Annotated in this window: 19 protein-coding genes; 6 read left to right on the forward strand and 13 right to left on the reverse strand. The window is 61.3% G+C overall.

What is annotated here, in order from left to right; all coding sequences use genetic code 11:
• Positions 1 to 74 precede the first annotated feature (74 nt).
• The 4 genes from KGA89_RS06090 (at position 75) to KGA89_RS06105 (ending at position 4372) form a co-directional block, all read left to right on the forward strand.
• Positions 75 to 1091 (forward strand): outer membrane protein assembly factor BamD, encoded by a 1017-nt coding sequence (locus KGA89_RS06090; protein WP_223470907.1) that lies wholly within the window; start codon positions 75 to 77, stop codon positions 1089 to 1091.
• A 125-nt stretch (positions 1092 to 1216) separates the two neighbouring features.
• Positions 1217 to 1450: a PP0621 family protein gene (locus tag KGA89_RS06095; protein ID WP_013694237.1), complete on the forward strand. Its 234-nt coding sequence runs from the start codon at positions 1217 to 1219 to the stop codon at positions 1448 to 1450.
• A complete protein-coding gene (locus KGA89_RS06100; protein ID WP_223470908.1) occupies positions 1440 to 3029 on the forward strand; it encodes a two-component system sensor histidine kinase NtrB in 1590 nt (529 codons plus the stop codon). Before KGA89_RS06095 ends, KGA89_RS06100 begins: the two co-directional genes overlap by 11 nt.
• Positions 3026 to 4372 carry a sigma-54-dependent transcriptional regulator gene (locus tag KGA89_RS06105; RefSeq protein WP_223470909.1) on the forward strand — a complete coding sequence of 449 codons (1347 nt, stop codon included), beginning with the start codon at positions 3026 to 3028 and terminating at the stop codon, positions 4370 to 4372. Before KGA89_RS06100 ends, KGA89_RS06105 begins: the two co-directional genes overlap by 4 nt.
• A 91-nt stretch (positions 4373 to 4463) precedes the next feature.
• Here the strand turns inward: KGA89_RS06105 and KGA89_RS06110 are convergent, their stop codons facing one another.
• A complete protein-coding gene (locus tag KGA89_RS06110) occupies positions 4464 to 4829 on the reverse strand; it encodes a DUF6124 family protein (protein ID WP_223470910.1) in 366 nt (121 codons plus the stop codon).
• Positions 4830 to 5112: 283 nt separating this feature from the next.
• Between KGA89_RS06110 and KGA89_RS06115 the strand changes: the two genes are divergently transcribed.
• The gene (locus tag KGA89_RS06115; RefSeq protein ID WP_156886074.1) at positions 5113 to 5313 is read left to right on the forward strand and encodes a nucleoid-structuring protein H-NS; all 201 of its coding nucleotides are present in this window, start codon (positions 5113 to 5115) and stop codon (positions 5311 to 5313) included.
• A gap of 321 nt (positions 5314 to 5634) precedes the next feature.
• On the opposite strand, the gene KGA89_RS06120 is transcribed toward KGA89_RS06115, so the two are convergent.
• The 8 genes from KGA89_RS06120 to KGA89_RS06155 form a co-directional block, all read right to left on the reverse strand.
• Positions 5635 to 5799 carry a hypothetical protein gene (locus tag KGA89_RS06120; RefSeq protein ID WP_223470933.1) on the reverse strand — a complete coding sequence of 55 codons (165 nt, stop codon included), beginning with the start codon at positions 5797 to 5799 and terminating at the stop codon, positions 5635 to 5637.
• A 233-nt stretch (positions 5800 to 6032) separates the two neighbouring features.
• Entirely contained in the window at positions 6033 to 7133 is a 1101-nt protein-coding gene (gene thiO / locus KGA89_RS06125; RefSeq protein ID WP_223470912.1) for a glycine oxidase ThiO, read from the reverse strand.
• A gap of 56 nt (positions 7134 to 7189) precedes the next feature.
• Positions 7190 to 7591: a type IV pilin protein gene (locus tag KGA89_RS06130; RefSeq protein ID WP_223470914.1), complete on the reverse strand. Its 402-nt coding sequence runs from the start codon at positions 7589 to 7591 to the stop codon at positions 7190 to 7192.
• A gap of 11 nt (positions 7592 to 7602) precedes the next feature.
• Entirely contained in the window at positions 7603 to 10707 is a 3105-nt protein-coding gene (locus tag KGA89_RS06135) for a pilus assembly protein (RefSeq protein WP_223470916.1), read from the reverse strand.
• A complete protein-coding gene (locus KGA89_RS06140; RefSeq protein ID WP_223470931.1) occupies positions 10694 to 11164 on the reverse strand; it encodes a PilX N-terminal domain-containing pilus assembly protein in 471 nt (156 codons plus the stop codon). The genes KGA89_RS06135 and KGA89_RS06140 overlap by 14 nt, the downstream gene beginning before the upstream one ends.
• Positions 11165 to 11184: 20 nt before the next feature.
• On the reverse strand, positions 11185 to 11901 hold the full coding sequence (locus tag KGA89_RS06145; protein ID WP_003205716.1) for a PilW family protein: 717 nt from the start codon (positions 11899 to 11901) through the stop codon (positions 11185 to 11187).
• Positions 11898 to 12359, reverse strand: coding sequence for a type IV pilus modification protein PilV (gene pilV, locus KGA89_RS06150; protein ID WP_028237094.1), 462 nt, complete (start codon positions 12357 to 12359; stop codon positions 11898 to 11900). Before pilV ends, KGA89_RS06145 begins: the two co-directional genes overlap by 4 nt.
• Positions 12356 to 12829 carry a GspH/FimT family pseudopilin gene (locus KGA89_RS06155; RefSeq protein WP_003205719.1) on the reverse strand — a complete coding sequence of 158 codons (474 nt, stop codon included), beginning with the start codon at positions 12827 to 12829 and terminating at the stop codon, positions 12356 to 12358. The genes pilV and KGA89_RS06155 overlap by 4 nt, the downstream gene beginning before the upstream one ends.
• A gap of 120 nt (positions 12830 to 12949) precedes the next feature.
• Between KGA89_RS06155 and KGA89_RS06160 the strand changes: the two genes are divergently transcribed.
• The gene (locus KGA89_RS06160) at positions 12950 to 13489 is read left to right on the forward strand and encodes a GspH/FimT family pseudopilin (protein ID WP_013694240.1); all 540 of its coding nucleotides are present in this window, start codon (positions 12950 to 12952) and stop codon (positions 13487 to 13489) included.
• Here KGA89_RS06160 and ispH read toward each other — a convergent pair.
• The 4 genes from ispH to ileS all read right to left on the reverse strand — a co-directional run bounded on the left by ispH (position 13443) and on the right by ileS (position 18363).
• Positions 13443 to 14390: a 4-hydroxy-3-methylbut-2-enyl diphosphate reductase gene (gene ispH, locus KGA89_RS06165; RefSeq protein ID WP_223470918.1), complete on the reverse strand. Its 948-nt coding sequence runs from the start codon at positions 14388 to 14390 to the stop codon at positions 13443 to 13445. The genes KGA89_RS06160 and ispH overlap by 47 nt on opposite strands.
• 206 nt (positions 14391 to 14596) lie before the next feature.
• The gene (gene fkpB / locus KGA89_RS06170; protein WP_003205723.1) at positions 14597 to 15034 is read right to left on the reverse strand and encodes an FKBP-type peptidyl-prolyl cis-trans isomerase; all 438 of its coding nucleotides are present in this window, start codon (positions 15032 to 15034) and stop codon (positions 14597 to 14599) included.
• Positions 15027 to 15539, reverse strand: coding sequence for a signal peptidase II (lspA, locus tag KGA89_RS06175; RefSeq protein ID WP_003205724.1), 513 nt, complete (start codon positions 15537 to 15539; stop codon positions 15027 to 15029). Before lspA ends, fkpB begins: the two co-directional genes overlap by 8 nt.
• Positions 15532 to 18363 (reverse strand): isoleucine--tRNA ligase, encoded by a 2832-nt coding sequence (gene ileS, locus KGA89_RS06180; RefSeq protein WP_223470919.1) that lies wholly within the window; start codon positions 18361 to 18363, stop codon positions 15532 to 15534. Before ileS ends, lspA begins: the two co-directional genes overlap by 8 nt.
• Position 18364: the final 1 nt, after the last annotated feature.

Consider the following 18364-nt stretch of genomic DNA (forward strand, 5'->3'; position numbering starts at 1 on the left):
GCTTTCAACGGGGCGCTCATCATAACAGGACGGCCCCGCCCAAGACAGCGGCCGTCATAGGGACGCAAGCCGCCATGCAAGTGAAACACCTGCTGCTGATCGCCATCCTCGCATTGACTGCTGCTTGCTCGTCGAAGGAAGTCGTAGACGAAAACCTGAGCGAAGTCGAACTGTACCAACAGGCGCAGAACGACCTGGATAACAACAGCTATACCAGCGCCACCGCCAAGCTGAAGGCGCTGGAGTCGCGGTATCCGTTCGGTCGCTACGCCGATCAGGCACAGTTGGAGCTGATCTACGCCAACTACAAGAACGCCGAGCCGGAAGCCGCCAAGTCCGCCGCCGAGCGTTTCATTCGCCTGCACCCGCAGCACCCGAATGTCGATTACGCCTATTACCTCAAGGGCCTGACCTCCTTCGACCAGGACGTCGGCCTGCTGGCGCGTTTCCTGCCGCTGGACATGACCAAGCGTGACCCGGGCGCGGCGCGCGACTCCTACAATGAGTTCGCCCAACTGACCAGCCGCTTCCCCAACAGCCGCTACTCGCCGGACGCCAAGCAGCGCATGATCTACCTGCGCAACCTGCTGGCTTCCTACGAGATCCACGTGGCCGACTACTACCTGACCCGTCAGGCCTACGTCGCCGCCGCCAACCGTGGCCGCTACGTAGTGGAAAACTTCCAGGAGACCCCTTCGGTGGGTGACGGCCTGGCCGTGATGACCGAAGCCTACCAGCGCCTGCACCTGGACGACCTGGCGGCCACCAGCCTGGAAACCCTCAAGCTGAACTACCCGGATCACCCATCCCTGGTCGATGGCCAATTCACCCCACGGGTCGACGAAGCGGACAACCGTTCGTGGCTGAGCAAGGCGACCCTGGGCCTGATCGAGTCTCGTCCACCGCTGCCGCCAGGCGAGACACGCGCCAACCAGGACGTACAGCGCCAGTTCCAGGATGCCAAGGAAGCCATCCCGAGCGAACTCAAGCCCAAGGACGAAAATGGCGACGTGATCGAGGAAGAAGAGCCGGAGAGCGAGTCCAGCGACCGCTCCTGGTTCAGCCACCTGACCTTTGGTCTGTTCGACTGAGATCAAGGCATCCAAAAAAAGGGAGACCCGACGGTCTCCCTTTTTTGTGCCTGGGTTTTATTGCGCTGTGCGCCGTTCCTGTCCTTGGCTAAACTGCCTGATCTCTAGCCAAAAAGCCGCCCATCATGCTTCGTTTACTGTTCTGGATCGCCCTGATTGCCGCCGCGGTATGGTTCTGGCGCAAGTTCAAGGGCGGCTCCTCCGCGCCGAACGCTCCCCGCGAGCAGGACGCACCGCCCATGGTCCGTTGCGCCCATTGCGGCGTACACCTGCCCCGTGACCGGGCGCTGGCCCTCGAACAACAATGGTATTGCAGCCAGGCTCACCTCGAGCAAGGCCCGGGCACTCGTGAGCGCTGAGGCGTCAAGCCCACGCGAAAAACAGGCGCAGCGCCTGCTGCGTCTCTATCACCTGTATCGCCTGAGCATCGGCATCACCCTGGTGCTGCTGATCTCCAGCAAACTGGACAACCGCCTGCTGGAGTTCGCCAATGACGACCTGCTGCGCAGTGGCAGTTGGTTGTACCTGGTGCTGAATATCCTGCTGGTGGTGTTCCTTGAGAACACCCGCCGCCCTGCCCGGCTGTTCGGCCTGGCCCTGACTGACGTGCTGCTGCTCTCGTGGCTGTTCTTCGCCGCGGGCGGTGTGCCCAGTGCCATCGGCAACCTGCTCATCGTCTCGGTGGCCATCGGCAATACGCTGTTGCGAAGCCGGGTCGGCCTGTTGATCGCCGCTGTCGCCACGATCGGTATCGTCGGGTCGACTTTTTTCCTCGGCCTGAGCGACTCAAACCGTCCCAGCAGTTATCTGCAAGCCGGCACCCTCGGGGCACTGTGTTTTGCCGCCGCCCTGCTGGTACAGGGCCTGATCCGGCGACTGGAAGCCAGTGAAACCCTGGCCGAGCAACGGGCCAGCGAGGTAATCGGCCTCGAAGCGCTCAACGCACTGATCCTGCAACGCATGCGCACCGGCATCCTGGTGCTCGACCGCGAACGGCGCGTGCAATTGGCCAACGAAAGCGCCTTGAACCTGCTGGGCATGCACGACCTGGTCGGCCAGCGAATCGATGACTATTGCACCGCCCTGGTCGAACGCCTGCAATTGTGGCTGAACAACCCCAGCCTGCGCCCCCCCAGCCTGACCGTGACCGGCACAGGCCTGACCCTGCAACCGAGCTTCATCGCCTTGGGGCATCACGATCAGCAGCAGTTGCTGGTATTCCTTGAGGACCTGGCCCAAGTTGCCCAGCAGGCCCAGCAACTGAAACTCGCTTCCCTCGGGCGCCTCACTGCTGGCATCGCCCATGAAATCCGCAACCCCTTGGGCGCCATCAGCCACGCAGCGCAATTACTGCGCGAATCCGAGGAACTGAACAACGCGGATCGGCGTCTGACGCAGATTATTCAAGATCACTCCCAACGAATGAATCGCGTCATTGAAAACGTCCTGCAGCTGTCTCGCCGCCAGCAAACCACCCCCCAACGCCTCGACCTGCGGACCTGGCTCGATCAGTTCGTCCGGCAGGTCCGCGAAAGCATGGCCGAGCACCAGCACTTGCACCTGAGCATCGACCCGGGTGACTACACCACGCTGATGGACCCCGACCAGTTGACCCAAGTACTCGACAACCTGCTGCGCAACGCCTGGCGCCACAGCGCCATGGCCCACGAACAGGCCGAGGCCTGGTTGAAACTGTTCATCGATCCCCACAGCCAGCTGTCGACACTGGACATCATCGACAACGGCCCCGGTGTAACACCCGAGCAGCAGGCACATTTGTTCGAACCCTTCTTTACCACCAGCAGCCAGGGCACCGGCCTTGGGCTCTATCTGTCCCGTGAGCTGTGCGAAAGCAACCAGGCCCGCCTAGACTTCAAACCACGCCAAGGCGGCGGTTGCTTTCGCATCACCTTTGCTCACGGACGGAAACAGATTTGAATAATCGCTCACGGCAACGAATCCTGATCGTCGATGACGAACCGGACATCCGCGAACTCCTGGATATCACCCTGGGCCGGATGAAACTCGACACCCGCAGCGCCAAGAACCTTGCCGAGGCCCAAGCCCTGCTGGCGGGGGAAGCCTTCGACCTGTGCCTGACCGACATGCGCCTGCCCGATGGCACCGGCCTGGAACTGGTGCAGCACATCCAGCAACGCTACCCCCAACTGCCCGTGGCGATGATCACCGCCTATGGCAGCCTGGAAACCGCCATCGACGCCCTCAAGGCCGGCGCCTTCGACTTCCTGACCAAACCGGTCGACCTGGGTCGGCTGCGAGAGCTGGTCACCAGTGCCCTGCGCCTGCCGCCGGTCGCCACGCCGGGCACGACCCTCGAGCGCAGCCTGCTGGGCAACTCGCCACCGATGCTCAGCGTGCGCAAGCAGATCGAGAAACTCGCCCGCAGCCAGGCACCGGTGTACATCAGCGGGGAATCGGGCTGCGGCAAGGAACTGGTCGCCCGGCTGATCCACGAACAGGGCCCCCGTGCCAACCAGCGCTTTGTACCGGTCAACTGTGGGGCGATTCCCACGGAGCTGATGGAAAGCGAGTTTTTCGGCCATCGAAAAGGCAGCTTCAGCGGCGCCATCGAGGACAAGCCCGGGCTGTTCCAGGCTGCCCATGGCGGGACCTTGTTCCTCGATGAAGTGGCCGACCTGCCCTTGGCGATGCAGGTCAAGCTGTTGCGAGCCATCCAGGAAAAAGCCGTGCGCGCTGTTGGCGGCCAGCAGGAAGAAGTGGTGGATGTGCGCATCCTCTGCGCCACCCACAAGGACCTGGACGGCGAAGTCGCCGCCGGACGCTTTCGCCAGGATTTGTATTACCGGCTGAACGTCATCGAACTGCGCGTCCCGCCGTTGCGCGAACGCCGTGAAGACATCGAGCTGCTGGCCAACCATATGCTCCAGCGTCTGGCGGCCAACACCGGCAGTCCACCGACCAGGTTACATCCCCAGGCGTTGGACGCCCTCAAGAATTACCGTTTCCCGGGTAATGTGCGGGAACTGGAGAACATGCTTGAACGTGCCTACACCCTTTGCGAACAGCAGCAGATCGAAGCGGATGACCTGCGCCTGGCGGAGGGCAATAGTACTACTGAGGCGGGCAATCCCGATTTGATGCAGGTCGACAACCTGGAGGATTACCTGGAAGACGTCGAGCGCAAGCTCATCCTCCAGGCATTGGAGGAAACCCGCTGGAACCGCACGGCGGCGGCGCAGCGGTTGAAGTTGTCGTTTCGGTCGATGCGGTATCGGTTGAAGAAGCTTGGGCTGGATTGAGCCACGGTTTCGAAGCCCGCGCCTGCCTCTGTGGTGAGGGAGCTTGCTCCCTCGCCACAGGTTCGGCGTTCACCCTCTGTAACGCCGCTCTCTAGCCCTCCGGCACAGGTACCCGCTCGTCCAGAACACGATTGGCCAATAATTCACTCAACTCAATCAATTGCTGTACCCCCAAGGCGATATGCCGCCGCGAGCCTTCAAGCTCGAAAGCCAGGTCGCTGATCGTTGCGTTGGCGGAGGCCAGGGTTTCGCTGAGGTTGGTGAGGAGGCATTCGGTGTCGATGCCGGCCACGACAGTGAATAACTGGTTTGAGGCGGTTTTCTTTTTGGTTTCGGGCTTTGGGCCGAGGTAATAGTCGAGGGCGCGCTTGGCGGCTTCACCAAGCCCTTTGGGGTTAAGGCTGGAGTCAGGAGAAGCGTTATTGGTTTCTGAAGGTGGTAGGGATTTGTCACTCATTGCGGTACTCCAAAGAGGGAATGGATTACCAAGTTTTCGGGCCGCGACGCCCGGACGCTGAATTGGCAGCGACGGGAAAAGGTTAGCCAGAGTTCTTCCCACCCGGCAACCGCCAGAACTCGTCGGAAAATTCTTTTTGAATCAGATTTTTGTCCGACCATTCCCACAAAGCCTGGTTGGCTGTGAGGGTGGTGTGTATATCCGTTTCTGCGGTTACGGCGGCTTAGGGTTCCGCCCTGACGGCGGGTCACTTTCGAAAAGCGCGAAAGTAACCAAAGCGCTCTTGCCCCACCACTTGGCACCTCGCTTTGGCTCGGTGTGCCCTCACTCCGGCATTGCTCCGTGGGCCCGCCGCGAAGGGCCATCCATGGCCCAGCGCGGCTATCCCGGCATCCATGCCGGGATGCCCACTCCACAACGCCTGCGTTCGGCCAGCGTGGTTAACGGGGCGCCCGAGATCAACGTCCACCGCGAGGCGGCCTAACAGCCGACCTGGTTCTTGATGGGGACCGCGTTCCTCCTGTGGGAGCAAAGCTTGCTCGCGAAGGCGATGGTTCAGTCACATGAATGTTGGGCTTGCTGGCCTCATCGCGAGCAAGCTCGCTCCCACAGGAGGCCCGGGCGCACATGAAATTTTGTGTCTACTGAATGAAGATCCAATGTGGGAGCGAGCTTGCTCGCGATAGCAGTGGGTCAGCTTGCATCAGCGTTGGATGTGCCGCCGCCTTCGCGAGCAAGCTTTGCTCCCACAGGTCCTGCTCAAACAGATCTGATGGGTGTACGACCAGGAGAGCCAGGCCGGCTACTAGGCCGCCTCGGCGTGGACGTTGATCTCGGGCGCCCCGTTAACCCCGATGGCCGAACGCAGGCATTGCGCAGTGGGCACCTCGGCATGGATGCCGAGGTAGCCGCGCTGGGCCATGGATGGCCCTTCGCGGCGGCCCACGGAGCAATGCCGGAGTGAGGGCATGCCGAGCCTAGGCGAGGCACCGAGTGGTGGGGCAAGAGCGTTTTGCTTACTTTTGACTGGGCCGGCTTCCGGGCTTTTCAAAAGTGAGCCGCCGTCAGGGCGGAACCCTAAGCCGCCGTTACCGCAGCAATGGATATGTACTCGATCAACAAGGCCAACTGTAAGGCCGCCATCGCGAGCAAGCTCGCTCCCACAATTGGATCTGAGTATAGGAACAGTATCAAAGCCGGACCTTACAAACGCCCCGCCGGCGCATACGGCGCAGGATCAATCACCGGCTCACGCCCTAACATCAAATCCGCAAACAACTGACACGACGCCGGCGCCAGCACCAACCCATTGCGATAATGCCCACAGTTCAACCACAACCCCGCAACCCCCGGCACCTCACCGATATAGGGAATGCCCTCAGGCGAGCCTGGCCGCAACCCAGCCCAATGCCCAACCACCTCGGCACCGCCCAACGCTGGAATCAACTGCTGTGCCGAAGCCTTCAGACTCTCCAACGCAGTATCGGTCGGAGTCTTGTCGAAGCCTTCGCGCTCCAGCGTACTGCCAACCAGAATATGCCCATCACGACGCGGAATCGCATAACGCCCCTTGGCCAGGACCATGCTCGACAGAAAATCCGACGCGCACTTGTACAAAATCATCTGGCCCTTGATCGGCTCGACCGGCAACTTCAAGCCCAAGGTCTTGAGCAACTCGCCACTCCAGGCACCGGCGGCCAGTACCACCTCATCGCCACGAATTTCTCCGGCAGAACTGTGCACACCCACCACACGCCCTCCGTCGCGAATGAACCCGCCGACTTCGCACTGCTCATGAATCCTGACGTTCGGCATCGCCAGCAACGCAGCCTTGAGGGACTTCACCAACCGGGGATTGCGCACGTTGGCCACGTCGGCCATGTAGATCGCCCGGGAAAAACCCGCGCCCAGCACCGGCACGGCGTCGTGGACAGCCGAGATATCCACAGCCCGCATCGGGCGCCCTTCACGCTCGGCCCAGTCCAGCGCTTCGTCCTGATCGTCCAGGTCCAGCCAATACAGACCGGTGACATGCACTTGCGGATCGATCCCGGTAGTGGCGAACAAGCGCTCGCCCAGCTGTGGATAAAAATCCTGCGACCAATGGGCCAGCGCCGTGACCGCCGGGCTGTAGCGCCAGGGGTACAACGGCGACACGATACCGCCGCCGGCCCAGGACGATTCCTGGCCGACACTGGAACGGTCCAGCAACACCACACGCCGCCCTTCGGACGCCAGATTGAACGCCGTCAGCAGGCCAATGACTCCGCCGCCGACAATCACCACTTGCTGTTGCCTGGTCATGTTCTGATTCGACTCATAAGACAGAGGGCACAAGGCTGCACCCCAAAAAAAGAAACTCAGCGGCCCCAGCAATCCTTGACCGTCAGCCCGGCAGCCTGGTTGACCATGTCTCGCGTGCCCGTGTTGTTGATCCTGAAATCACCGCACTTGTCCGTCGCCATGGACGAGCCACTCTTGCGCACAGCGGTCAGGGTGAAGCTCTGGTCCGCCAGCGTCGGGGTAATGGTATAGAAATCGTTGCCGCCGCTCAGGCCGGTCGCATTGGTGTAGACGTTGTTCTTCGAGTAGTAGCGCTCGAGAATCTGCGCCTGCTCCGATAACAGCCCGGCGATTTCGGTCCGCCGGCCCTTCTTCATGTATTCGGTCAGACTCGGATAGCCGACGGTGATCACGATACCGATGATCGCGATCACGATCATGATTTCGATCAAGGTGAAACCTCGGTTGGATCTGCGCATGCCTTGCCTCTTCATTGTATTTGTCGCCACATGATGCGGCGGCTGCCGCCCACGGATTTTTCCAGCAGCTCGGTGATGTTGCCGCTGGAGTCGTTGACGATCATGTTGGTGGCCCCGCTGGCGGCGACGACGGCGCTCAAGGTCGGGATCCCCCCCGTGAAGACCACCCCGCTGGAAATCGTGTCGGTGCTGTTGATCGTGCCGTCACCGTTGGTATCGAGCACCGCATAATTGAGCATCTTACCGTTGAACGCATCCAATTCGATCAGTTTGCCGGTACCGAAGCTGGCACAAGGGTCGGTAGTGTCGACGGCGGCCGTGGTAAAGACCACGCGCCCACTCACCAGATTGGCCGGGTTGATCACCCGCTCCCCGGTCAGCGCATTGTTGTACACCAACGGCAGGTACCAACCCTTTTTCGTCGGATAAGCCACGTCGGTCTGGCTGGTAGTCACGAACTGCCCCGTGCTGCCTGAGAACACTCCCGTGATCGACTGGGCCTGCAGGCTCGACACGGTGATTTGCCCGGCACCGCCGGTGGCGTCCCATATCGAGTAGAACCCTTGCAGGTCCTTGTTGAGTTTATCCGCGGTTTCGTTGAACTTGCCGGTGCCGAAAAACACCTGGGTACCGCCCTGAGGGTTGTCCGCCAGCAGCGGTTGAACGGTGATCGGCTGGGTCGCGCCACCGGAGGTGGTGAACAATGGCTGACCGGCAAACGCCACGCCCCAAGCAGTCGGAGAAGTGCCACTGAGGTCGAATTTCCACATCCGCCCTTTCAGGTCGCCACCGTATGCCGCCTGCACCACATTCTGGGAGTTGACCCGCAGCTTGACCGACGACAAGCCATTACCGGTCTCGCTGCTGTTGATGACGATTTTCCTGATCAACGAGCCGTCGCGGATATCCACCACGTACAGCGCCGCAACACCGCTGTTGCTGCCGTAGCCGTTGGAGATGAACGCCGCCCAGCGCCCATCCGCCAGGCGGGCGACTTCGGGGCGGGCGTAGGCGTAGCCCAGGTCATTGAAAGCATTGGCGGAGTTGGCAACGGTCGGCGCGCTGATTTCCCACAACGCCCGAAACACATTGCCCGCCGACGCATCGAACAGCTGGACCGCGAAGAACGTCTTGCCGCCGGCACCCGTGCCGCCCACGGCCACCGTCTTCCAGGCACTCCCCGACTGCGTATCGAATACGCCGATCTGCCCATCCACCAAGAACTTGTGGCTCACGCCATTGACGTAGTTGGTGTCAGCAATGTTCTGCAGCGATGGCAGCACGCTCGACGGCATATAGGCGTAACGCCGCGTACCGTTAGTGCTATTGATGACACTGAAAAAACCGTCGTTGGCGTTCACCACCAGGTTGGCGCTCATGTTCGCCGCCTTGGTCGTCAAGTACGTACTGTAGCTGGTGTCGTTGAGCAAATCCGCGGCGGTCTGTTCATTGGGTGATGCCAGCACCAACGGCGAGTTGATGATGTCCCCCAGCAATACACTGCGCACCTTCAGGCCGGTTTTGTTGACACCCTTGCTCCACTCCACCAAGTCATTGCCGGTGATTCCCGTGGGTAGGTTCTGGCTGAGGCTGGTTTGCTGGGCCGGTGAGAAGTTAGCGAAGGCCAGGGTGACAGGTACATTCGTCACGGTGTTCCAGGATTGATAGATGGGTGCCGTGGCGCCGGGCACGATGGCGGTGTCGGTGGTCCATTGCACCGCCGCCCTGTTGACCGTGCCTGCCGAGGTGAAGCCGAACGCCCGGATGGTGCCGCGCCAGTCCTTGGGGTCGTAGGTGGTCTGGTAGTAACTGGAGGTGCTGGACAACGTGGCGGCGTTGGTCGTGCCGGCGCCCCCGGACCCGGCCTTGGAGGTGATGTCGCTCAAGGCGGAGGCCAACGCTGAGTTCAGGCCTTCGCTGTCGCTCGCTTGGTAATACTTGCCTGCGCCGTAGCGGGCGGCGTCGGACAACATCGGGTTGCTGGCGGTAAAACCCACGGTGTAGGTGTTCAGGTATTGCCGAGTGAAATCCGTGGCGTTCCAGCTCTGGCCGGTGGCGTCGGTGCCGGTGGAACGCATGTCGATGTCGAAGGCGAACTTGGCGATATCATCCAGATATAGCGTGTCGCCCTCGCCGTCACCACTGAGATCGGCACCATCGTTGTTGACGCCATCCCAGTTCGGCAAACGGGCCAAGCCTAATGGGTCGTTGGTGGGAAACGTCCGGTCATAGGTGGGTAAACCGTCGGTGATGACCACGCCGAAGTTTTTCTGGCAGCGGTACTGAATCGGGCTGGTATAGGTGGTCGGCGTGCTGTTGTAGTACGGCGCCATGCCCCTGAAATAGCGGGTGACTTCGTAATAGCTCTCGGCCAGCGGCGTATTCGCAACGGCGCCCAAGCCGTTGATGGCGTTGATCAACGCGCTGTAGTTGCTGTTGGCCTGGGTCTGGGTCACGCTGCCGCTGACCGGCGACAGGTCGCTGATGGCGCGAGCGATATAGCCCCCTGGCCCGAAATTGCTGCTGTTGGGCGGGTTGAACGTGGCGAGGCCGATACGCAAGGCACGATTGCTGGCAACCAGGTCGTTGGACACATCCCGCGCCACGTTGATTCGATAATCGTTGGGAATCGTGCCAGTGGTGAAATCCCGGCTCGAGCCGTTGGCCAGGGTCATTAGATAAGATAAGTATCTAGTTGTGTAGCGAGTGTTCTCACCACCGACAGGATCGGGTAACCGCAGGCAAACCTGACCAAAGCCTACTCGGTAGAAGCCATACCAGCCATTTGAGCAGCCTCCACGGAACAGACTCGCCAGCAAGACGTTCCCATCGTTTGCCGCAAGCAACGCCCTGTTACTGCTGCTGCAGCTTCTGTCGTCAGTGCATACATAGACCGGTGGTTGCGCCGCCGCCGGATCAAACCCCGCCGCCCAGATAATGTTGTTCATGCTCCCCGAATCATCGATCAGCAACATCACGTTCGGTGTAACGGCAGCTGCACTCAACAGCGGTGAATCAGAAGGCGTGAACGCATAGGCCGGTGCCGCCAGGTAAAGGCTGAGCAACAACCCCCACAACATCGCTATCCAGCCACGGCGAGCCTCAGTATTTCGCATAGATGCTCTCCACCACGCTGCGCTGGTTATTGCCCACCACCGCCACCGCCGTGATCCGGTACAGCGTCGCCGAGGTATTGACCGGCACGTTGACCGCCGCAAGCGTAGTGCCGATGTTCTGCACGCCATAAAACCCGCCGGCAGCGGCAACCCAGAGCACCCCCGACGACGAATTGCGCCCCGCCGCCGTGATGGTCGCCGACTCGGTCGGCGGCGCGCATTGGATCGTGGTGGTACAGGCTGGCAAGGAATAGGTCTCGACCTGCACCGCACTCTCACCCATCCTCAGCGCAGCCTCGGCAATCTGGAAGGACTGGTTGCGCTGCATGACGCTGCTGGTCATCTTTTCCTGGAGGGTGGCGCTCTGCATCGACGACAGGCCGATCAGCGTCAGCAGCAACAGGAAAACCAGGCTGACCAGCAGTGCCATGCCACGCTGGCGATGCTTGAGATCCATCGAGATCATCGAGCGCCCCCTCATAGAAGCCGGTTGCGCAAGGCGGCAACCACGTTGAAGGTCTGCTCGCGCACCGTGTTCCTTGGATCAAAGAGCGTCAGGCTCAGGCGCACGCTGCGGATCAGTGCCGGGTCTGCCGGGTTGCCGGTGTAGCTCGACGCTGCGACGTCCGTGGCGCTGGCGGCCACGCCAAACGTCACGTCGAACGCCCGCACGTTGTCCACCAGCACCGACAGGGTCGGCGGATTGGCGGTGCCGCTGCCCAACAGCAATTGGTTGTTGTTGAAGCTGTAGACCAATCGACGGATCGGGAAGGCCAACTGCCCCGCCGCTGGCACCCGTGCGTTCGAGTAGGCCGTCGCCGAGGTACGGCAATCGGAGACGACGGTCCAGGTCGGCACGCTACCGCCACTCCCAATGTCCGCAGTGACCAGGGTCAACCTCCGGTTGGCGTTATCCCAACGGATTGGAGTGGTCTGGCTGGCCGCGAAACTGTTATCCGTTGAAGCATCGATGACGGTCGCCAGGCAGCCGAACATGCCCACCATGCGAATTTCCTGGACCATTTTGCTCAAGGCAAACCGCGCGTCCTCCTGAATCACCGCGGCGGCGTTCTGGCTGACGTAGGTATTTTTGGCGGCAATGAAAATCTGCACGACACCCAACACGACGATCAGGCTGAGCACCAGCGCGATCATCAACTCGATCAGGCCAAAACCGCGACTGTGCCGGTTCATGGCGGCGTCCCCACCGGGTCGACGGCGACGCGGCTGGTCAGCACGAAGCTGCGCCGCGCCTCGGCGGCGTTGGTGGTATTGGCGGCCCGGGTGTCGTCCCAGGAAATGGTGATGGTGTAGACGCGCTGGTTCAGCGCAATGGTGCCAGTGGCCGTGGCGCCGCCGAAGGCAATGATGTTGGTCTTGAAATCGTAGAGGTCCTGGTCCCGGGCCACGTTGAGGTTCGGCGAGCTGGGCGGTGTGATGGTGTAGTCGGCTCCGGAGTTGGCGCGAATGCGGTCCAGCAGGTCGTAGGCAATGAAGCTGGCCTGGCTGGTCATGCGCGAACTGTCGGTGTACTTGAGCGCATTGAGCTGGATCATCGCCGCCCCCAGCAAACCGACGCCGAGAATCAGCACCGCCACCAGCACTTCGATCAACGTCATGCCGGCCTGCGCCCTTTTACTGCAACCCTTCATCCGCAACTTCCACCCAATACGATTCTTCCATTGAGGCAAACACTCAGCGTCCTGCTCTGCGCCCCGCGTACATAATTGAAACTCACCGGCGTGGCTGGTGCCGACAACCCGCCGAGGTTGTTGAAATCAATGTTAGTCACGTCTGAGGTTAGCGTCAGAGTCGCGCCGCTGCTCATTGCTGGAACAACCCGCAATACATTGGCCGGCGTGCCAGTACTGTCATAGACCGTCAGTTCGCCGCTCCAGACACTGCCCTGGGCCGTGGGGCGAATTCGCGTGGTGATACCACGGTCGATCGCCTCCATCCGGGCAAAGTTCAGCGCCCGGCGCAAGTCGCCGATATCGGTATCGGCCTTGGTGCTCTGCAGCGAGCCAGTGAATGACGGTACCGCCATGGTGATCAGGATCAGCAGCACGCCAAGGGCCACCAGCACCTCGATCAGCGTGAAACCTTTTGTACGAAGATCCATCGGTGCCCTCCGTTGCCGTCGGCTATACCTGCCTCTACACGCTAGAACAAACCACCGCCGTATGTGCGGTTGTTTCGGTTTACGGCGCTCGTCGTTTTCGTACTCCAGGGAGGAGACGTCATGTATCAACAGGGTTTCAGCCTGATCGAACTGCTCATGGGACTGGCAATCGCCGCAATTGTTCTGCCGTGGGCCGGCGCGAGCTACAAAGAGCTGATCGAATCCATCGAACGCGAGGACACCGCGCAGTTGCTGATCAGCGGCTTGCGCATTGCCCGCAGCGAAGCCATCACGCGTAATCGCAGCGTATTGATACAAGGAATAGACAATGATTGGGGCCGGGGTTGGCGGATCATGCTGGACAACAAGGAAAAAACCTTGCTGATGGAACGCCCCGCTAGCGCCCGTGTGGTCGGCAACCAGCCGATGAGACGCAGGGTGAGGTTCGGCAACCAGGGGGAAGCACTGCACCCCAGCGGCGCATTCCAGGCCGGCAGGCTGCATGTCTGCGCCAAACGCGGGCCGGTCAGCCACCATCAAGTGATACTGGCGCCCTCCGGCCGCGTCCGCCTGGAAAGCGTCGAGGCCGAGCAGGCGCTGTGCGAGAAAGGACTTAAAGCAAGGAGCGCACGCGCAGCTCTTTCGGCATCGAGAACGTGATGTTCTCCTCGCGACCGGCCAGTTCATCGGCACCCGTTGCACCCCAGGCCTGCAATTGCTGGATCACGCCGCGCACCAGCACTTCCGGCGCGGAAGCACCGGCGGTGATGCCGATGCGCTCGACGCCGTCGAACCAGCTGCGTTGCATGTCCTCGGCACCGTCGATCAGATAGGCCGGGGTGGACATGCGCTCGGCCAGCTCACGCAAGCGGTTGGAGTTGGAGCTGTTGGGACTGCCGACGACCAGGACCACATCGCATTCGTCGGCCAGTTGCTTGACCGCATCCTGACGGTTCTGGGTGGCGTAGCAGATGTCATCCTTGCGCGGGCCACCGATGGCCGGAAAACGCGAGCGCAGGGCGTCGATCACACGGCTGGTGTCGTCCATGGACAGGGTCGTCTGGGTAACAAAAGCCAGGCTCTCAGGGTTGCGAACCTGCAAGGCCGCCACGTCCTCCTCGTCTTCGACCAGGTAGATCGCTCCGCCGTTGCTGACATCGTATTGGCCCATGGTGCCTTCGACTTCCGGATGGCCTTCATGACCGATCAGGATGCATTCGCGACCATCACGACTGTAGCGCGCCACTTCGATGTGCACCTTGGTCACCAATGGGCACGTCGCGTCGAAGACCTTCAGGCCACGACCGGCGGCTTCGGTGCGTACTGCCTGGGAAACCCCGTGGGCGCTGAAGATCACGATGACGTCGTCCGGTACCTGGTCCAGCTCCTCGACGAAAATCGCCCCGCGGCTACGCAGGTCTTCGACGACGAATTTGTTGTGGACCACTTCGTGGCGCACGTAGATCGGCGGCCCGAAGACTTCCAGGGCGCGGTTGACGATTTCGATCGCCCGGTCCACACCGGCGCAGAAGCCACGGGGGTTGGCGAGTTTGATTTGCATGCTGTGCCTCGTGTCTTGCGCGCAAGAATTGAATGCTTGCCTGTTAATCGAGCGAAAGGCCCGAAAACAATGGAGATCCCATGTGGGAGCGAGCTTGCTCGCGATGGCGATGGGGCAGTCACCCCTGGACTAAAAGGGTCTGCGCAATCGCGAGCGAGCTCGCTCCCACAGTAAATCGAGTGGCAGCAGGAACTGCCTGTAAAACCTTAAACCGCCTTCACTTCGAGGATTTCCACTTCGAAGTTCAAGGTCTTGCCCGCCAGCGGATGGTTGAAATCCACGGTCACCTGGGCGTCGTCAAAAGCCTTCACCACACCCGGCAGCTCGGTATTGGCCGCGTCGTTGAAGATCACCAGCAGGCCCTCGGACAGCTCCATGTCCTGGAACTGGGAGCGTGGCATGGTCTGCACGTTTTGCGGGTTGGGCTGACCAAAGGCGTTTTCTGGCGGTACGACCACGGTGCGCTTGTCGCCGGCCTTGAAGCCAAAGATCGCCGCTTCGAAGCCTGGCAGCAGGTTGCCGTCACCGACCTTGAACACCGCCGGAGCCTTGTCGAAGGTGCTGTCGACGGTGTCACCGTTTTCCAGGTACAGGGCGAAGTGAAGCTTCACTTCAGTGTTTTGAGCGATACGCTGCTCAGTCATGGACGGCTTCTCCGGTTTTCTTGCTCTTGAACATATCCAGGGCGAGCATCACGGCGCCCACGCTGATGGCGCTGTCGGCAAAGTTGAACGCCGGGAAATACCAGCGGTTCTGCCAATGCACCAGGATGAAATCGATGACATGGCCCAACGCGATGCGGTCATAGAGGTTACCCAAGGCACCACCGAGCACCAAGGCCAACGCCACGGCCAGCCAGGTCTCATTGCGCCCCAGGCGCTTGAGCCAGACCACCAGCACGGCGCTGACCACGACGGCGATCAGGGCGAACAGCCAGCGCTGCCAGCCCGAACTGTCGGCCAGGAAGCTGAATGCCGCCCCAGTGTTGTAGGCCAAGGTCCAGCTGAAGTAGTCGGGAATGATCACGATCTGCTGGTACATGGTCAGCGAGTTCTCGAAGTAGTACTTGCTGGCCTGGTCGATGACCAGTACCAGCACACTCAACCAGAGCCAGCCCAGCCGCCCGAAGCGGCCCGCCGCGTTAGGCATAATGACGAACCTCACCGGTGCCGCTGATGTTGTCGACGCAACGACCGCAGATTTCCGGATGCTCCAGGTTCACGCCGACGTCTTCGCGGCAGTGCCAGCAACGGGCGCACTTGGTGTGGTTCGACTTGACGATCTTCAGCTTCAGGCCGCTGACTTCAGTGGTCACCGCATCGGCCGGCGCCTGCACGAAAGGCGCGACGCTGGCGGTGGAGGTGATCAGCACGAAGCGCAGTTCGTTGCCCAGCTTGGCCAGGTCGGCGTCCAGTGCGTCTTCGGCATAGAGGGTCACTTCGGCCTGCAGGTTGCCACCGACGGCCTTGGCCGCGCGCTGGATCTCCATTTCCTTGTTGACCGCCGCCTTGACCGCCATCACGCGATCCCAATACGCACGGTCCAGCTCGAAGCCTTGCGGCAGTTCGGTCAGGCCTTCGTACCAGGTGTTGAGCATCACCGATTCGTTACGCTCGCCCGGCAGGTACTGCCACAGCTCGTCAGCGGTGAACGCCAGGATCGGTGCGATCCAGCGCACCAGCGCCTCGCTGATGTGGAACAGCGCGGTCTGGCACGAACGACGGGCCTTACTGTTGGCGCCGGTGGTGTACTGGCGGTCCTTGATGATGTCGAGGTAGAAACCACCAAGCTCCTGCACGCAGAAGTTGTGGATCTTGGAGTAGACGTTCCAGAAGCGGTATTCGCCGTAGTGCTCCTGCAATTCGCGTTGCAGCAACAGGGTACGGTCCACGGCCCAACGGTCCAGCGCGAGCATTTCTTCGGCCGGCAGCAGGTCGGTGGCCGGGTTGAAACCGGTCAGGTTGGAAAGCAGGAAGCGCGCGGTGTTACGGATCCGCCGGTAGGCGTCCGCGCTGCGTTGCAGGATCTGCTCGGAAACGGCCATCTCGCCGGAATAGTCGGTGGACGCCACCCACAGGCGCATGATGTCGGCGCCCAGGGTGTCGTTGACCTTCTGCGGCGCGATCACGTTGCCCAGGGACTTGGACATCTTGCGACCGGACTCGTCGACGGTGAAGCCGTGGGTCAGCAACTCGCGGTACGGCGCGTGATTGTCGATGGCGCAACCGGTCAGCAGCGACGAGTGGAACCAGCCGCGGTGCTGGTCCGAGCCTTCCAGGTACAGGTCGGCACGCGGGCCGCTCTCGTGGCCCATCGGGTGCGAACCGCGCAGCACGTGCCAATGGGTGGTGCCGGAGTCGAACCAGACGTCCAGAGTGTCGCTGATCTTGTCGTACAGTGGCGCTTCGTCGCCCAGCAGCTCGGCGGCATCCATCTTGAACCAGGCTTCGATGCCTTCGGACTCGACGCGCTTGGCAACTTCTTCCATCAGTTCGACGGTGCGCGGGTGCAACTCGCCGCTTTCCTTGTTCAGGAAGAACGGGATCGGCACGCCCCAGTTGCGCTGGCGGGAGATGCACCAGTCCGGACGGTTGGCGATCATCGAGTGCAGGCGCGCCTGGCCCCAGGCCGGCACGAACTGGGTTTCTTCGATGGCCTTGAGCGAACGCTGGCGCAGGGTGTCACCGCTGGTGGGCTGCTTGTCCATGCCGATGAACCACTGCGCGGTAGCGCGGTAGATCAGCGGGGTCTTGTGGCGCCAGCAGTGCATGTAGCTGTGTTCGATGACGGCGGTGTGCAGCAGCGCGCCGACTTCGGTCAGCTTGTCGACGATGGCCGGGTTGGCTTTCCAGATGAACTGACCGCCAAAGAACTCCAGCGACGGTGCGTACACGCCATTGCTCTGCACCGGGTTGAGGATGTCGTCGTTGACCATGCCGTATTTCTTGCAGGTCACGAAGTCGTCGACGCCATAGGCCGGCGCGGAGTGAACCACGCCAGTACCTGCGCCCAGTTCCACGTAGTCGGCCAGGTATACCGGCGACAGGCGGTCATAGAACGGATGACGGAAATTGATCAGCTCCAGCGCCGAACCTGGCGCGGTGGCGACCACCGAACCTTCGAGGTTGTAGCGGGCCAGGCAGGATTCGACCAGTTCTTCGGCCAGCACCAGCAGCTTGTCACCGACGTCGACCAGGGCGTAGTTGAATTCCGGGTGGACGTTCAGCGCCTGGTTGGCCGGGATGGTCCACGGGGTGGTGGTCCAGATCACGATCGAGGCCGGCTTGGCCAGCTTGCCCAGGCCGAAAGCCGTGGCGAGTTTGTCTTCATCGGCGATCGGGAACGCGACATCGATGGTCGAGGACTTCTTGTTCTCGTACTCGACTTCCGCCTCGGCCAGGGCCGAACCGCAATCGAAGCACCAGTTCACTGGTTTGAGGCCCTTGAACACGAAGCCGCCCTCGACGATTTTCGCCAGGGCACGGATTTCGCCGGCTTCGTTCTTGAAGTCCATGGTCTTGTACGGGTTGGCGAAGTCGCCCAGCACGCCGAGGCGGATGAATTCAGACTTCTGCCCTTCGATCTGCTCGGTGGCGTAGGCACGGCACAGTTCGCGAGTCTTGTCCGCGCCCAGGTTCTTGCCGTGGGTCACTTCGACCTTGTGTTCGATCGGCAGGCCATGACAGTCCCAGCCCGGGACATACGGAGCATCAAAACCCGACAGGGTCTTGGAGCGGATGATCATGTCCTTGAGAATCTTGTTCAGCGCGTGACCGATGTGGATAGTGCCGTTGGCGTACGGAGGGCCGTCGTGCAGGACGAACTTCGGACGATCCTTGCCAATTTCGCGCAACTTTCCGTACAGGCCAATGCTGTCCCAACGCTGCAGAATCTGTGGTTCGCGCTGAGGCAGGCCGGCCTTCATTGGGAAGGCGGTGTCCGGAAGGTTTAGCGTGGCTTTATAGTCGGTCATT

This window comes from Pseudomonas sp. A-RE-22 (assembly GCF_019956035.1).
GTDB classification, from domain to species: domain Bacteria; phylum Pseudomonadota; class Gammaproteobacteria; order Pseudomonadales; family Pseudomonadaceae; genus Aquipseudomonas; species Aquipseudomonas brassicacearum.

Coding starts and splice junctions, on each gene's coding strand:
- KGA89_RS06090 (WP_223470907.1), top strand. CDS start 75: ATGCAAGTGAAACACCTGCTGCTGATCGCCATCCTCGCATTGACTGCT.
- KGA89_RS06095 (WP_013694237.1), top strand. CDS start 1,217: ATGCTTCGTTTACTGTTCTGGATCGCCCTGATTGCCGCCGCGGTATGG.
- KGA89_RS06110 (WP_223470910.1), bottom strand. CDS start 4,829: ATGAGTGACAAATCCCTACCACCTTCAGAAACCAATAACGCTTCTCCT.
- KGA89_RS06120 (WP_223470933.1), bottom strand. CDS start 5,799: ATGCCCTCACTCCGGCATTGCTCCGTGGGCCGCCGCGAAGGGCCATCC.
- thiO (WP_223470912.1), bottom strand. CDS start 7,133: ATGACCAGGCAACAGCAAGTGGTGATTGTCGGCGGCGGAGTCATTGGC.
- KGA89_RS06130 (WP_223470914.1), bottom strand. CDS start 7,591: ATGCGCAGATCCAACCGAGGTTTCACCTTGATCGAAATCATGATCGTG.
- KGA89_RS06135 (WP_223470916.1), bottom strand. CDS start 10,707: ATGCGAAATACTGAGGCTCGCCGTGGCTGGATAGCGATGTTGTGGGGG.
- KGA89_RS06140 (WP_223470931.1), bottom strand. CDS start 11,164: ATGGATCTCAAGCATCGCCAGCGTGGCATGGCACTGCTGGTCAGCCTG.
- KGA89_RS06145 (WP_003205716.1), bottom strand. CDS start 11,901: ATGAACCGGCACAGTCGCGGTTTTGGCCTGATCGAGTTGATGATCGCG.
- pilV (WP_028237094.1), bottom strand. CDS start 12,359: ATGAAGGGTTGCAGTAAAAGGGCGCAGGCCGGCATGACGTTGATCGAA.
- KGA89_RS06155 (WP_003205719.1), bottom strand. CDS start 12,829: ATGGATCTTCGTACAAAAGGTTTCACGCTGATCGAGGTGCTGGTGGCC.
- KGA89_RS06160 (WP_013694240.1), top strand. CDS start 12,950: ATGTATCAACAGGGTTTCAGCCTGATCGAACTGCTCATGGGACTGGCA.
- ispH (WP_223470918.1), bottom strand. CDS start 14,390: ATGCAAATCAAACTCGCCAACCCCCGTGGCTTCTGCGCCGGTGTGGAC.
- fkpB (WP_003205723.1), bottom strand. CDS start 15,034: ATGACTGAGCAGCGTATCGCTCAAAACACTGAAGTGAAGCTTCACTTC.
- lspA (WP_003205724.1), bottom strand. CDS start 15,539: ATGCCTAACGCGGCGGGCCGCTTCGGGCGGCTGGGCTGGCTCTGGTTG.
- ileS (WP_223470919.1), bottom strand. CDS start 18,363: ATGACCGACTATAAAGCCACGCTAAACCTTCCGGACACCGCCTTCCCA.